The organism is Streptomyces xylophagus, from assembly GCF_000716435.1.
Lineage (GTDB): Bacteria > Actinomycetota > Actinomycetes > Streptomycetales > Streptomycetaceae > Streptomyces > Streptomyces xylophagus.
Genome location: NZ_JNWO01000002.1, coordinates 611,552 through 624,706 on the forward strand (window position 1 = coordinate 611,552; position 13,155 = coordinate 624,706).

General features: G+C 68.9%; 12 protein-coding genes and 1 pseudogene. 6 read left to right on the plus strand and 7 right to left on the minus strand.

Annotation, left to right across the window (positions count from 1 at the left end; genetic code table 11):
- Nucleotides 1-11 precede the first annotated feature (11 nt).
- On the plus strand, nucleotides 12-1,058 hold the full coding sequence (locus OO70_RS06205; RefSeq protein ID WP_043664997.1) for a barstar family protein: 1,047 nt from the start codon (nucleotides 12-14) through the stop codon (nucleotides 1,056-1,058).
- A gap of 56 nt (nucleotides 1,059-1,114) precedes the next feature.
- Here OO70_RS06205 and OO70_RS06210 read toward each other — a convergent pair whose 3' ends face one another.
- Together OO70_RS06210 and OO70_RS06215 are read right to left on the minus strand one after the other, a co-directional pair.
- A complete protein-coding gene (locus OO70_RS06210) occupies nucleotides 1,115-1,918 on the minus strand; it encodes a class I SAM-dependent methyltransferase (protein WP_043665543.1) in 804 nt (267 codons plus the stop codon).
- A gap of 114 nt (nucleotides 1,919-2,032) precedes the next feature.
- Entirely contained in the window at nucleotides 2,033-2,995 is a 963-nt protein-coding gene (locus tag OO70_RS06215; protein ID WP_043665545.1) for an NAD(P)H-dependent flavin oxidoreductase, read from the minus strand.
- Nucleotides 2,996-3,084: 89 nt separating this feature from the next.
- On the opposite strand from OO70_RS06215, the gene OO70_RS06220 reads away from it, so the two are divergent.
- Nucleotides 3,085-3,486: an ankyrin repeat domain-containing protein gene (locus OO70_RS06220; RefSeq protein ID WP_043665000.1), complete on the plus strand. Its 402-nt coding sequence runs from the start codon at nucleotides 3,085-3,087 to the stop codon at nucleotides 3,484-3,486.
- Between the two features lie 30 nt (nucleotides 3,487-3,516).
- On the opposite strand, the gene OO70_RS06225 is transcribed toward OO70_RS06220, so the two are convergent.
- Nucleotides 3,517-4,110, minus strand: coding sequence for a TetR/AcrR family transcriptional regulator (locus OO70_RS06225; RefSeq protein ID WP_043665003.1), 594 nt, complete (start codon nucleotides 4,108-4,110; stop codon nucleotides 3,517-3,519).
- A 91-nt stretch (nucleotides 4,111-4,201) separates the two neighbouring features.
- Here OO70_RS06225 and OO70_RS06230 point away from each other — a divergent pair, with 91 nt between their 5' ends.
- Together OO70_RS06230 and OO70_RS06235 are read left to right on the plus strand one after the other, a co-directional pair.
- Nucleotides 4,202-5,146: an alpha/beta fold hydrolase gene (locus OO70_RS06230; protein ID WP_043665006.1), complete on the plus strand. Its 945-nt coding sequence runs from the start codon at nucleotides 4,202-4,204 to the stop codon at nucleotides 5,144-5,146.
- Nucleotides 5,147-5,245: 99 nt separating this feature from the next.
- Nucleotides 5,246-6,356, plus strand: a pseudogene (locus OO70_RS06235) (IS630 family transposase).
- Between the two features lie 446 nt (nucleotides 6,357-6,802).
- Here the strand turns inward: OO70_RS06235 and OO70_RS06240 are convergent.
- From OO70_RS06240 to OO70_RS06255, 4 genes are all read right to left on the minus strand, one after another.
- Nucleotides 6,803-7,534 carry a DUF7873 family protein gene (locus OO70_RS06240; protein ID WP_006376607.1) on the minus strand — a complete coding sequence of 244 codons (732 nt, stop codon included), beginning with the start codon at nucleotides 7,532-7,534 and terminating at the stop codon, nucleotides 6,803-6,805.
- 268 nt (nucleotides 7,535-7,802) lie between these two features.
- Nucleotides 7,803-8,414 (minus strand): hypothetical protein, encoded by a 612-nt coding sequence (locus OO70_RS06245; protein WP_043665011.1) that lies wholly within the window; start codon nucleotides 8,412-8,414, stop codon nucleotides 7,803-7,805.
- Entirely contained in the window at nucleotides 8,401-8,901 is a 501-nt protein-coding gene (locus OO70_RS06250; protein ID WP_043665014.1) for a sigma-70 family RNA polymerase sigma factor, read from the minus strand. The genes OO70_RS06245 and OO70_RS06250 overlap by 14 nt, the downstream gene beginning before the upstream one ends.
- Before the next feature lie 42 nt (nucleotides 8,902-8,943).
- Complete coding sequence (locus OO70_RS06255) at nucleotides 8,944-9,339, minus strand: hypothetical protein (protein WP_043665016.1); 396 nt, start codon at nucleotides 9,337-9,339, stop codon at nucleotides 8,944-8,946.
- Nucleotides 9,340-9,635: 296 nt separating this feature from the next.
- Between OO70_RS06255 and OO70_RS06260 the strand changes: the two genes are divergently transcribed.
- Together OO70_RS06260 and OO70_RS56595 are read left to right on the plus strand one after the other, a co-directional pair.
- The gene (locus tag OO70_RS06260; RefSeq protein WP_043665019.1) at nucleotides 9,636-11,930 is read left to right on the plus strand and encodes an FUSC family protein; all 2,295 of its coding nucleotides are present in this window, start codon (nucleotides 9,636-9,638) and stop codon (nucleotides 11,928-11,930) included.
- Nucleotides 11,931-13,015: 1,085 nt separating this feature from the next.
- Nucleotides 13,016-13,147 carry a hypothetical protein gene (locus tag OO70_RS56595; protein ID WP_267881211.1) on the plus strand — a complete coding sequence of 44 codons (132 nt, stop codon included), beginning with the start codon at nucleotides 13,016-13,018 and terminating at the stop codon, nucleotides 13,145-13,147.
- Nucleotides 13,148-13,155: the final 8 nt, after the last annotated feature.

Genomic DNA, 13,155 nt, shown 5'->3' on the forward strand with positions numbered 1-13,155 from the left:
CTGGTCCAGGCATGATCTCCACCGTGCACGAGGACAAGGACCACCGGAGACAGGGACGTTACGCACTGACGGAGACAGCGCACGGCCAGGTCTGGGGCGTGTGCGACGCGGTGGAGGGACTTTTCGGAGAGCCCAGCGGGGGACTGGGTAGCAACCGGGTATGGCTCGTGCGGGACGACGAGACGCTCGAACCCTGGCCGCTGGAGGACACGGAGAGCGTAGGGCGACTCCGGTGCGCAGACAGCCTCATACTCACCGGCTTGGACGACTACGAAGGTCCGCCCGAGGGCTACCGGGGCCCGGTCCGAGTACACAACGAACGTCAATGGCTGGGCTCCTGCCGGGAGTTCGCACGCATCTTGCCGCAAGAACGAGTTGCGCCCCCGCTCGTCCTACGGGGACTTGCCCAGGGCGACGCACTGCGGGCCGCACTCTCGAAGAACACGCGGCGGTCGCTGAATCTGGAGGAAGCCGCCCTGGAAATACGGGACGACCACGGCGAGTTGCTCACCGATCGGCTGCTGAACGCCAGAGTCCGGGCCTGGCGCCCATCTTCCTACGGGGCGGATCTGATCGACCTGGAACTCGACGGGGAGTTGTTCGAGCCCGTTCCCGATTACGCCCGGACGATCTGGAAGCGGTGGCTTGCCGGGCCGCCGATCAGCTTCGGTGCCTGGGCCGGCCTCGACACCCGTCACCGTTGGGTCTGGCTAGACCTCGTCCAGGAGCGGGGGTTCAGGCGCTCCCGTGGCGACCGGCCTGCTGGCCACGCCTACGAACTCGACGGCCGTCACGTCACCGACGTCCCAGGCCTCTACCTGGCGCTCGGCGAAGCAGTGAACGGCCCGGGCGGCTACTTCGGCGGCTGTCTGGCGGCCGTCGACGACTGTCTGCGTGGCACCTTCGGCTACACCGCCCCGGCAACCCTGCTCTGGCGGAACGCCGCGACCGCGCACGAGTATCTGTCCCACGTCCTGACACCGGCCGGCCGGCCGTACGACCTGTTCGCCGAGGCTCTCGATACCCTTGCCGAGGGCGGCGTGCGCGTCCTCACGTGAAGCGGCATCGGTGTCTGAACGAGCGTTGACGACGCGCGAATATCGGGATCAGCTCGCTAGACACCCACGTCCCCGACCTGCCCGATGAGCATGCTTACACGCACGTCCTCGATGAACCGCTCGTCCGCAGGGAGCGCCTGCCGGATACGTTCGGCGAAGGCGGCGCGGTCGTCCGGTCCGGGCAAGCGATCGGCGGGAATCGCGGAGCAGACTCCGCCGAAGAGTTGGTCGAAGCTCAACTCGTCGCTGTACTCGACGAACAACTCCCGCACACCGCCGAAGCCCGCAGACCGAAGTGCCTCCGCGTACCTCAGCCGGTCACGGCTGCTCGTGCCGCAGGTCGCCGTCAGCGTCGTACCGAGCCACTCTTCAAGGCAACTGCGCAGGGCCCGGGACCATGAGCTGTCCTGGAGCCACAACGGCGTTCCGTTGGAAATCACCGCGATGCCTCCACCGACACGCAGCAGCGGCAGTACGGCGCGGAACAACTCCTCGTGCCGCATCCAGTGGAGAGCCTGCCCGATGACCGTCAGTGCCAATGACCGTTCTCCCAACAGCCCACCCAGCGCCGGGAGTTCGGTGTCGGCACCAAGTACCCAGGTCGTGTTCCGAACCCCCTGAGCCTCCGCCGCGTGCCGGGCCAGCCGCAACATGTCCGGCTCCGGATCCATCCCCACCACCGAGCGGACCCGGGAAGCGAAAGGAAGAGCAAGCTGCCCGGTGCCGCATCCCATGTCGAGCACTACATCGGTCTGCGAGAGTCCGAAGGCTTCCTCCAAGGCGTCGAAGACCTGGGGCGGGTACCCACGCCGGAACTCCGCGTAGTACTCGGCCACGGCACCACTGAATCCCACTGTCATGGCCCCACTGTGCCGGGCATCGGCCAGATCGGACACCAGGCGCACAGGGCGATCGCTGTCCGCTGAATCCGGGAGAGGAACCCCCGTCCGGTGCTCAGCCGACGAGGCTTTCCCTCACTCCTTTCCAGCGCGGGCAAGGGCCTCTTCGGCCTGTGCGGCGATGCTGTTGACGAGATCGGCTGCCGACGGCAGGTCGTTGATGAGGTCGACGGCTTCGCCGGCCCATACGGGCAGTGCGGGTATGTCGCCCTGCGCCAGGGCGAGTTGGTAGGCCTGCCTGGCGTGGGGATCGGCGGTGAGTTCGGTCTCCCGGCCGCGCCACGCGTCGAGGAAGGGGTGACCGAGGGTGCGGGCGGTGTACTTCGACGGCCAGCGGGAGCCTCGGGCGATGTCGAGGATGCTGTTCCGCTCGGTGTCCCCGCCGAGCCCCTGGACGATGGCGTCGGCGGTCGAGGGGCTGACCAGGGATTCGGTCGTGGCCTGGAAGCGGGTGCCGATGAGCGCTCCGGCGGCGCCGAGGGCGAGTGCAGCGGCCAGGCCGCGGCCGTCGGCGATCCCGCCGGCGGCGAGCACAGGCACGGGAGCCGCCAGATCCACGACCACCGGCACGAACGGCAGAGTGGAGCGTCCGTGCCGAGCTCCGTGTCCGCCGCTCTCGGACCCCTGGGCCACGATGACGTCGGCGCCGAGGTCCACCGCTCGCCTTGCCTCCTCCAGATCAGTGACCTGAATGATCAATGCCGCACCTGCCCGGCGGACACGTTCGGCGAACGGGCTCGGATCCCCGAACGACAACATCACCGCAACCGGCTCGTGTTCCAGCGCGTGCTCGATCGCGTCGATACCGATCTGCCAGGTCAGAAAGCCGATTCCCCACGGCTTCGTGGTGTTGTCTGCGACGACGGCCGACTCGCGGGCCAGCCACTCGCGATCCCCGTTGCCGCTGCCCAGCAGGCCCAACCCGCCACCGCGGGAGACCGCTGCGGTCAGCGCACCACCGGCCGACCCACCCATCGGGGCCAATGCGACCGGGTGCTGCACACCGAACAACTTCGTGAACGCCGTCGACAGGGCCATGGCCACCATCATCACCCTTGCCGACGCACGAGCTGAAGTGCTGTGGATAGCAGTGGTTCCGCCCCGCGCACCGACCCTAATCTCGGCTCATGAACCAGCGGCGGCGAAAGAAGCTCTCCAGGCGTCTCTTCGGAGCAATACAGGCAGGTGACACCGCCGTTGTGAAGGCGGTACTGCGGGCGGGAGCCGAGCCGGAGCTGGCCGACAGCGACGGCACCACACCTCTCTACGCGGCTTCCGTGAACGGAGAAACCGCCATCGTCGGTCTGCTCCTGGCGGCCGGCGCCGCTCCCGACACCGAGAGCAGCGGAATCGGCGCGGAAGGAACGCCGTTGTGCGCAGCCGCATGTTGGGGCCACACGGAGACGGTGCGTGAACTGCTGGCCCACGGCGCCGATCCGACCGTACGGGAGGATCACGGCACCGGTTGGTCGCCTCTGGAGTGGGCGAACAACGGTCCCCATCCCGAAACGGCGGCTCTCCTCGGTTAGTTGATGACCAAGGCCTGCCGACAGCGCGCTTCAGCCCCGGCCGCGCAAAGCCTGCGCGAGTGCGCTCATGCTGATGTCGACGATCTTGCGGAGCTGCTTCTGGCTCGCCCGGGCCCGGCTCATCACGGCGAGCGACTGGTTGACCGCCGTGATGTGAGTGGCGTAGTTCTCGGCGTCCTTCTCGGTCAACTCCGCTGTGTTCAGGGCGGTCCGCAGCCGCGCACGCTGAAGCCCCACCGCTTCGATCGCGCGCGCGGCGATGGCGGGGCTGAGTACGGGTGTTGCCATCGCGGTCTGAGCGACCAGGCATCCGTCCGGCACGTCGGGGTCGGCGATGCGTTGGAGGGTGACCTCGAAAAACGCCTGTATCGCCTGAAGTGGTTCCTCGGACGTGCCGGAGGAAAGCGCCTGTTCGTATCTGGCTCCGTACCGGACGGCGTAGCGGTCCAGGCAGTGCAGGTAGAGCGAGTCCTTGTCGCCGAACGAGGAGTAGAGGGAACTTCGGTTCAATCCGGTCGCCCTGGAGAGGTCGTCGAGCGAGGTGTCGGCGTATCCGTCCCGCCAGAACTGGACCATCGCCGCGTCGAGCGCGATGTCCACGTCGAACTGCTTCTTCCCAGCCATCCCGCACGCACCCCGTTCTTGAGCCAGTCCATCGTGGCTTTGCCCCACCCTATCTTGAACTGAACAGTCCAAGATGAGTTAGGCTCGATGCATGACCGACGCCGGCATCGCCCCGAACCGTACTTCCGGCCAGCACGACATCCCCGGACTGCCGCTGCGCGGTCTCGCGGGTTTCACCCATCGCTGGGTCGACGCGGAAGGGATCCGGCTGCACGCCCTGGAAGGCGGTCGGTCGGGCGGCCCCACCGTCGTACTGCTCGCCGGATTCCCGCAGACCTGTTGGGCCTGGCACAGAGTGATGCCGCGCCTTGCCGAGCGCTTCCACGTGATCGCGGTCGACCTGCCGGGACAGGGCCACTCTGATCGTCCTCAAGACGGTTACGACAGTCACACCCTCGCCTCGCGCGTCCAGGCCGCGCTGACCGCGCTCGACGTGCCGAAGTACTGGCTCGCCGCCCACGACATCGGGGCCTGCGTCGCCTTCTCGCTCGCCCTGAGGTATCAGGACCGCCTCCACGGCCTCGCCCTGCTCGACGCCGGAATTCCGGGAATCACCCTCCCGGACACCATCCCGACAGATCCCGAACGGGCCTGGAAGACCTGGCACTTGGCGTTCCACCTGGTGCCCGAGCTGCCCGAGACGTTGATCACCGGCCGTGAACGGGAGTACGTGGGCTGGTTCTTGAGGGCCAAGACGCTGTCCCCGAGCACGTTCGACAGTGCCGAGATCGACTACTACGCCGCCTCCATCGCAGCCGAGGGAGGGCTCCGAGCGGCTCTCGGCTACTTCCGCGACGCCGCGGAGTCAGCGCGCGAGAACCAAGTCGCTCTCGCACGGGGGCACTTGACCCTCCCGGTCCTGGGAATCTCCAGCTCCCACGGCTCGATCCCCGACATGGCCGCCTCCCTCAGCCCGTGGGCGGAGAACGTGACCGGCGTCGTCCTCCCGGACGCCGGACACTTCATTCCCGAGGAGCAACCCGACGCGACCGCGGACGCGTTGACCGCGTTCATCGATCGCGCGCGTCTCGGGTAGGAGCGGCAAGGGCTCCCTAGTGCTTTGACCGGGAAGGTTCCCCGTGTTGCTCGTTGTGCTGCTTGGAAATGAGTTCTCCAAGCAGCGTGGGGAGGCGGGATGGCGAAACCGGTCCGGGTTCGCGGACTGACCGAGCAGGAGGGCCAGAAACTCCAGCGCATCGTCCGGCGGGGCAGCACGAGTTCGGTGCGGTTCCGGCGGGCGATGATGCTCCTGGCTTCAGCCGGCGGCAGCACGATCCTCGTCATAGCCCGCGTGGTCCAGGCTGACCAGGACACCGTCCGCGACGTGATCCACAAGTTCAACGAGATAGGGCTCGCATGCCTGAACCCTCGCTGGGCGGGAGGCCGTCCCCGCCTTCTCGATCGTAACGACGAGGACTTCGTCGTCCAGACGGCCACCACTCGCCCGACCGTGCTGGGCAAGCCCTTTACCCGCTGGTCCATCCGCAAGCTCGCCGATCATCTGCGACGCAACCGTGCCCGCCCCGTCCTCATTGGCCGGGAGGCCCTGCGGTGCTTACTCGCCCGCCGCGGGATCTCCTTCAAGCGCACCAAGACCTGGAAGGAGTCCCCAGATGCGGCCTTCGACGCGAAGCTCGCCCGGGTTGAGTACGCGATCAATGAACGACCGGACCGCACTTTCGCGTTCGACGAGTTCGGGCCCCTGGGAATCCGCCCCACCGCCGGCTCCTGCTGGGCTGAGCAGTCGCAGCCCGGCCGCCTGCCGGCGCACCCACGGAATCACCTACTTTCACGGCTGCTACTCCGTCGGCGACGACCAGATGTGGGGGATCAACCGGCGCCGCAAAGGCATCGACCACACCTGGGCCGCCTTGAAGACGCTCCGGGCAGCGCGCCCGGACGGCGCCCCGATCTACGTGATCCTCGACAACCTCTCCGCCCACCTGAACTGGAGAATCCGCAGGTGGGCGGACCGAAACAAAGTTGAGCTGTGCTTTACCCCGACCTACGCGTCCTGGGCCAACCCCATCGAGGCGCACTTCGGACCACTACGGCAGTTCACCCTGGCCAACTCGAACCACCCCAACCACACCGTTCAGACACGGGTCCTGCATGCCTACCTGCGCTGGCGCAACAAGAACGCCCGTCACCCCGACGTCCTCGCGGCCCAACGACGCGAACGCGCCCGCATCCGCAGCGAAAGAGGCATCCGCTGGGGCGGCAGACCCCTATCCACCGCGGCCTGACCACTCAACCCGGTGAACCTTCCCGGTCACAGCACCAAGCTGCGGGCCGGAACGTGACGGAGCCCGGGAGCATGTCCAGCTCCCGGGCTCCAGCTTGCCACCCATTTGCGCACACCGGCGGCGTTTAAGAACCGCGGGTCATGTTGAGATCGACGTGTTCTGCCTTTGAACTACAGCGCCACGAGAGAGGCGCCGAGGGGACTTGAACCCCCATCCGTCGATGTTCGCCCACGCTCGGTCGATCCGGTGTTCGGCGGCGAATACTGAGACTGGAGCGAGAATCTGAGTTTCACGGGGCCGCCTCTGCCAGGCTTGGGCCACCCCCGCACGTGGTGCGGGGAGAGGGATTCGAACCCCCAACTGACACCCCTTCATCAGCTTCAACATCAGTTTCAGCTTGCGCTCATCGCGCACCCTCCGCTCGCGACGGAGGGCGTGTGTGGAGGCTACCGGAACAGGTAGCCGAATACCGCGTCGCCGACCCGCTGGTCGGTGACCTCGGTGTTGTTCGCCTCCTCGCGGGCGAACTTGACGGACTGCTGGAGCTTCTCAACGCGGTCGAGGAGCTCGTTGACCCGCCGGGCGGGCAGCGCGCCGGAGAACTTCACCGTGGTCCAGTAACCGACCGGGACGTCCTCGTAGTACACCTCGACCTGCGCCGGGTGCTTCTCCGTGGCCTCGGCCTTCACGTGGTTGCGCGGGACCTTCTTTGTGCGGATGGTCCGCACCGGGTCCGTCTTCCACGAGTCCGTCGAGGGGTCCAGGTTCCAGGACTCGGAGGCGTCGAGCACTGGCAACTTGCGCACGAAGGTGTGCAGGTCGGTGAGTTGCTTCTCCAGGAACAACAGGTAGGGGACGGGCACCTGGGGCAACAGCACCGTACCGTCGACCACCACGTCCGCGACCGCAGACCGGTTCGCCCAGTCCTTCGTCGCGGTCACGTCGAAGAGCCGCGTCAGCGTCCCGGCGGTCGCCCGCAGAGCATCCTCGGCCTTGATCTGCACCCGCGTGGACTCGGGCGGCAGCTGCTCGCCCTCCTCGTCCTTGGGCTGATAGGTCCGGGAGATGCCGGCCAGCAGGGCGGGCTTCTGCACGTCCTGGTGAGCCTGGGTGAGCTCCTGGAGGGCCTTGGACTTGACGCCCTTTTCGACTGCGATGATCTGATTCAGCTTCGGCACACGGCGAACCTAACAACCCCGCGCCGCACGCACATCCGATTAAACGCCTGCCCCGTCTTTTCCGCCTGAGAGGGCGGGACGGCGAGTGTGAGCCCGGACCGGGGCGCGAAGGTCACCAACCGTAAGGAGGCCGCCCGGCCGGCGGCCCGTGCGGTGCATCGCAAGGCGGAGGGCCACGGCTCCTACCGCACGTACCTCGGTGGTCCGACCAACGCGTCGAGGCGCCGTGCCAGCCGTCGCGACACGGTGAACCTTCCCGGTCAGAGCACTAGCGGGGGCTGCGGACGACGATCGTGACGTACTGGGTGAGTTGGTGGGACGGGGCAGGTGTCCGGCAACTGGCCCACAGCGTGGGCTTGTTGATCGCGGGGCTGGTCGGGATCGTGACCCTGGCCTCGAAGGATCCGGTGGCGGATGCGTCGACCGAGGCCAACTGGTAGTTACCGGCAGCCGTGGCGGTGGCCTGTGGTTGCCCCGTCGACTTCTTCTGCTCTTCCATCGAGAGGCTCACCTTCGCACCGCGCTCCCAGCGGATCCCGAAGGACACCGCCTTCCCTGGGGCGCAGCCCGTGCCGGTCAGCGTGACGTTGCCGCCCGGCACGGTCTCGGACGGTGAGGCGAGCAGAGATTTGGTGGAGCCGGGAGGCGTGCGGTGGAGGGTGCCGGGCGCCGTCGGACCGGGCGTGCTGGTTCCGGAACGTTCCGAGGCGACCAGGGGGAAGACCGCCAACACCGCTGCGGCTACGGCTGTGACCGTCGCGACCTCGCGGACTGTGCGGCGACGCCGGGCGCGACGCCGTAGGTCCGAGAGCGGCGGTTGCCGGGCGGCCCGGGTGCCCTCCTCGACGAGTCGGCGAAGGTCGTGTTCAGGGTCGGCCATGGGGGGACAGAGCTCCTTCCGGATCGGCGGCGAGGTGGCGGGCCAGGTTCGCGCGGGCACGGGCGAGCCTGCCGCGCACGGTGCTCACCGGGAGGCCCAGTTGCTCGGCGACCTGCTCGATCGGCAGATCCAGTACGTCGTGCAGCAACAGCACCGGGCGCTGGTTCACCGGAACCCGGCGCAACATCTCGGCGATCTCGACCGTCTGCGGCGTGAGTTGGGGCAGCGGGCGCTGGGCACCCAGGCGCAGCAGAGCCGCGGCGCGTCGGCGCAACCGCCGGATCTCGCTGACGGCGAGGTTGATCGCCACCCGGCGCACCCACAGTTCGGGAACGTCGTACGCCCGGATCCGAGGCCAGCGGTCCAGGGCCCGGATGAACGCCTCCTGCACGACGTCCTCGGCCTGCTCGAGACTGCCGGTGACCGAGAACAACTGACCGACCAGCCGCGCGTACGCCGACTGGTAGAACTCCTCGAAGTCCGTCATGCCGGCCTGCCGTCCTCGGCCACTGCCGCTGTCACGCTCCACTCAGTTCGTGCTCACCGGTGCGGCCTCCACGCGCTTCTCGGCGGGAGTCAGCGCCAGCCAGGCGAGCTGCGCCGCGGTGGCCTTGCCTTTCGCCTTCAACTGCCCGACCAGCTTGTCGGCTTCGGTGACCTGGGCCTTGGTCGGGCGGCCGGTCGTCACCTTGATCTCCCGCTGTATCTCCAGGAGTTGTCGGTTCTCCTCGGACGGCTGGTCCTTGGTCTTGTCGCTGGTGGCCGCCTTCGGTTTCGTGGCCTGCTTGACCGCGGTCTGCGACTGCTTGACGGACTGCGGTGTGGTTCCGTGGTCGGACGAGGCGAGCGCCGTCGTGGCCAACACGGCGCACAGGCCCGCGGCGGCGACGCCGACAGCGGCGAATCCCAACGTGCGGTGCTGCATGGTCGATCCTCACGTTCGTGGTGGAGCGGGGTGGAGGGAAGGTCCGAGGACCTGACTCACTAGGGCGAGCCCGACCGCCGTATCACCACCCCCACGCCCCGGACCCCCACCCGGCGCACACTCCACGGGCCTTCGTCATCGAACCGTGACCGATGCCGCCGCCCGAGATCCGGCGACCGGACTCGGCCCCGCCCCTGCCCGATGTGATGGCACAGTGTGCGGGCACCGGGAATGTCGGATACTCGTGAGCGGCGGGGCATGTGGGTGCTGTGCCGACAGGAGGTACGCGAGCGCGTATGGAAATACCTTGGCGCGTCCTGTCCGGGCGGATCCCCACCTGGTTGCGCGATCACGATCCGGGGTTCGTGGCGACCCGCCGGGCCGCGCGCACCGCGCTGGTGATGCCCGCCCTGTTCGCTCTGTGCAGCCAGGTGCTGCATTCCGTGACGATGGCGACCTACGCGGCGTTCGGTTCGTTCTCGATGCTCCTGCTGGTGGAGTTCACCGGCCCCATGGTGCAGCGCCTGCGGGCCCACGTGGGTCTGGCCGTGGCCTGGGCGGTACTCATCTGCCTCGGCACGCTGGTGGCCCGGACGACCTGGCTCGCGGTCACCGTCATGGTCGTGGTCGGCTTCCTGGTGCTCTTCTCGGGTGTGGTCAGCTCCGTTCTCGCGGGCGCGTCGACCGCGCTGCTGCTGGCTTTCATCCTCCCGGTGACCTCGCCCGCCCCGCTGTCGCAGCTGCCCGACCGGCTCGCCGGCGCGGGCCTCGCGGCGGTCGCCGCCGTGCTCGCGATCTCCTTGTTGTGGCCCCGGCCCGCCGCGGACCCGCTCAGCGCACCAGCCGCCCGCGTCTGCCGAGCGGCTGCGGCGCAACTGCGTACGGACGCCTCATGGCTCGCCGGCGGGCCGGACGCACCCACCACCCGGCAGTGCGAGGTCACCGCCGGTCAGGCCGCCGCCGCCGCGGCGGACCTGCGCACCGCCTTCGACGCCACGCTCTACCGGCCCACGGGTCTGTCCGCCGGCTCCCGCGCGCTGGTCCGGCTGGTCGACGAACTGACCTGGCTGAGCGCCATCGTGGCCGACAGCGGCCCTCCACTCGAGGACCCCAGGGCCTGCGACGCCGACGCACACGCCGTACGGCGTGCTGTCGCCATGACCCTGGACGAGGCGGCCGACATCCTCGACGCCCCGCGCAACGCGCCCGACGCCCTCCGTGCCGCCCTGCTGAACCTGCGTACGGCCATGGACGGCATGGAACTCCGCGCCACCCACCGGCTGCCCGTGCACCGGCCGAAACCCGGCACGGAGTCGGAGGTCCGCGCCTTCATCGAAACCCTCGACCTGTCGTTCCGCGCCCAGGAGTTGGGGTACGCCACCCTCCAGATCGCCGGCAACGTGGACCTGGCCGCGGCTGCCGAGCGCCGCAGCTGGCCCGAGCGGTTGCTGGGCACGGAACCCGGCGCACTGACGCAGCCGCTGGGATCCGCCGTCGAGCGCGCCGCCGCACACCTGGAGCCGCGCTCGGTCTGGCTGCACAACAGTCTCCGGGGTGCGGTCGGCCTCGGCATCGCGGTGGCCCTGGCGAACCTGACAAGCGTGCAGCACTCGTTCTGGATCCTGCTGGGAACCCTGTCGGTGCTGCGTTCCAACGCGCTCAACACCGGGCAGAACGCGCTCCGGGCCCTCGGCGGCACGCTCGCCGGTTCGCTCATCGGCACCGGACTGCTCCAGCTCATCGGGCACCACAGCACCGTGCTCTGGTTCCTGCTCCCGGTCGCCGTGCTCATCGCCGGCATCGCCCCCGCTGCCATCTCGTTCGCGGCGGGACAGGCGGCCTTCACCGTCACCCTGGTCATCCTGTTCAACATCGGGCAGAACCCCGACTGGCACATCGTGCTGCTGCGGATCGAGGACATCGCCCTCGGCTGCGCGGTGAGCGTACTGGTGGGCCTGTTCTTCTGGCCGCGTGGTGCCGCGGCCGCCGTCGACCGGGCACTGTCGGCGGCGTACACCGACAGCGCCCGCTATCTGGCCGACGTGGTGGAGTACGCGGCCAGCCGGTGCAGTATCGGCTGCATCCCGACCGACGCCCCGCTGGAGGCCGGTCGGCAGGCGGCCGCCGCGTCCCGTCGGCTCGACGACGCCTTCCGCAGCTACCTCGCCGAACGCGGCGCCAAGCCGGTGCGGCTGTCCGACATGACCACCCTGGTCACCGGGATCGTAGGACTGCGCCTCGCCTCGGACGCCGTACTGGAACTGTGGCAACGCAACGGCGGTGAGGAGCGGATCGAACCCGACCGTTCCGAGGCCCGGCTCACGCTGCTCGACACCGCCGGCCGGGTGGCCGACTGGTACCGCGATCTGGCCGTCGGACTCGGCAGGCACGCTGCCGTGCCCGACCCGCTCTCCCGCGACCCCGACGAGGAGGCACGCCTGGTCCACTCCCTGCGCCGCGACCTCCGCGACGACGACGGACACGCCACGGCGACAGCCGTGCGCATCATCTGGACCGCCGACCACCTCAACGCGGCCCGCCGCCTCCAACCCGGCCTCGCAGCCGCGGCGAAGCCGAGTGAACCGGCCTGACCACGTGAGCGGCTGAGCCAGGGAGAGCCCGAGCTCACCCCGGGTAGGGAGCGGCGTCGCGTGCCGATCGGAGTGCGACCGCCCACCAGGCCAACTGGTCGAGCACGGTCCGGGCGTACACGGGAGACTCGGGATCCAGCGGGCGACCGTCCTGTCATTCTGCGCGTTATTCATCGGATGCAACACCCGCCCCTGGATGTGGAGTTGGAGCGGAGGGGGATCCAGTTCGCGCCTTGGCTCCCTGACCTGAGGGTATGCGACGGCTGGACCTGTCGAGTGCGGCACATCTGGTGCTCGTCGAGGACGTCATTCATCTCGACGAGCAAGCGGCCGTGTTCGAGGCCATGTTGGACGGCTGGGAGCTGCAGCAGAGCCGACTGCTGCAAGCCACGACGATCAACCCGCGGCTGTCGCTGATGCGACGACTGCGGGCCTTCACCGGCGCTTGCCCGAGGGGCCGTTGTGCCTGCGCTGCTACCGGCACGATCCGAACTCCCAGGCGACGTGCGTCCGGTGCGGGCGGCGCAGCTGGAGTGACGCGCGTACGGCGGACGGGCCGCTGTGCGGCAACTGCCGGCCCCGGCGCAAAACACACTGCCACCTGTGCGGCGAAATCCGCGACTACCGCACGGTCCTGCTGGGCGGCCCGGTATGCCGGACCTGCTACATGCGGCTGGTCCTGAATCCCCGGCCATGCCCGCTGGTCGGCGACGAACTCGGCGACCAGGTCCGGTTCGACCGGGCGGTGTTCCCGCTCGGCGCTGGTGCCCCATCCGGCGCTGAAGTGCCGCCCGCTCCACGGGTTAGTGCCCGCGGGCCTCAGCTGCTGGGCCAGGCCGCGACGGGCGGTGGTGGTCAGCGGCGTGGTCCGGCGATCAGCCGCAGGGTGCCGGTGCAGGGCTTCGGCAAAGTCGCAGGCTGTCCGCTTCGTGATCATGTGAGCCCGAGGAGGGCGAGGGGCGGGTCGCGTCGCGGGCGTTTCGCCGTAGGCCGGCGGCGATGTTGCGGGCCCCGTCGAGTCGTAGGGCGCCGATGGCCAGGTTGCCCCAGGTGGCCATCGCGCGGGGCGCGTTGCCGGTTCGCAGTTGGGAGGCGTCTTCGGCGAAGGTCACGTCTCGCACGTCTCGATCACCCTGCCGTTCGGCGACACGGCCACCATCCCCGACCCTGTAGGCATCACCTTGGAGACAGTGAAGCTCAAGGACTTCGTCGGCTGACGCGATAC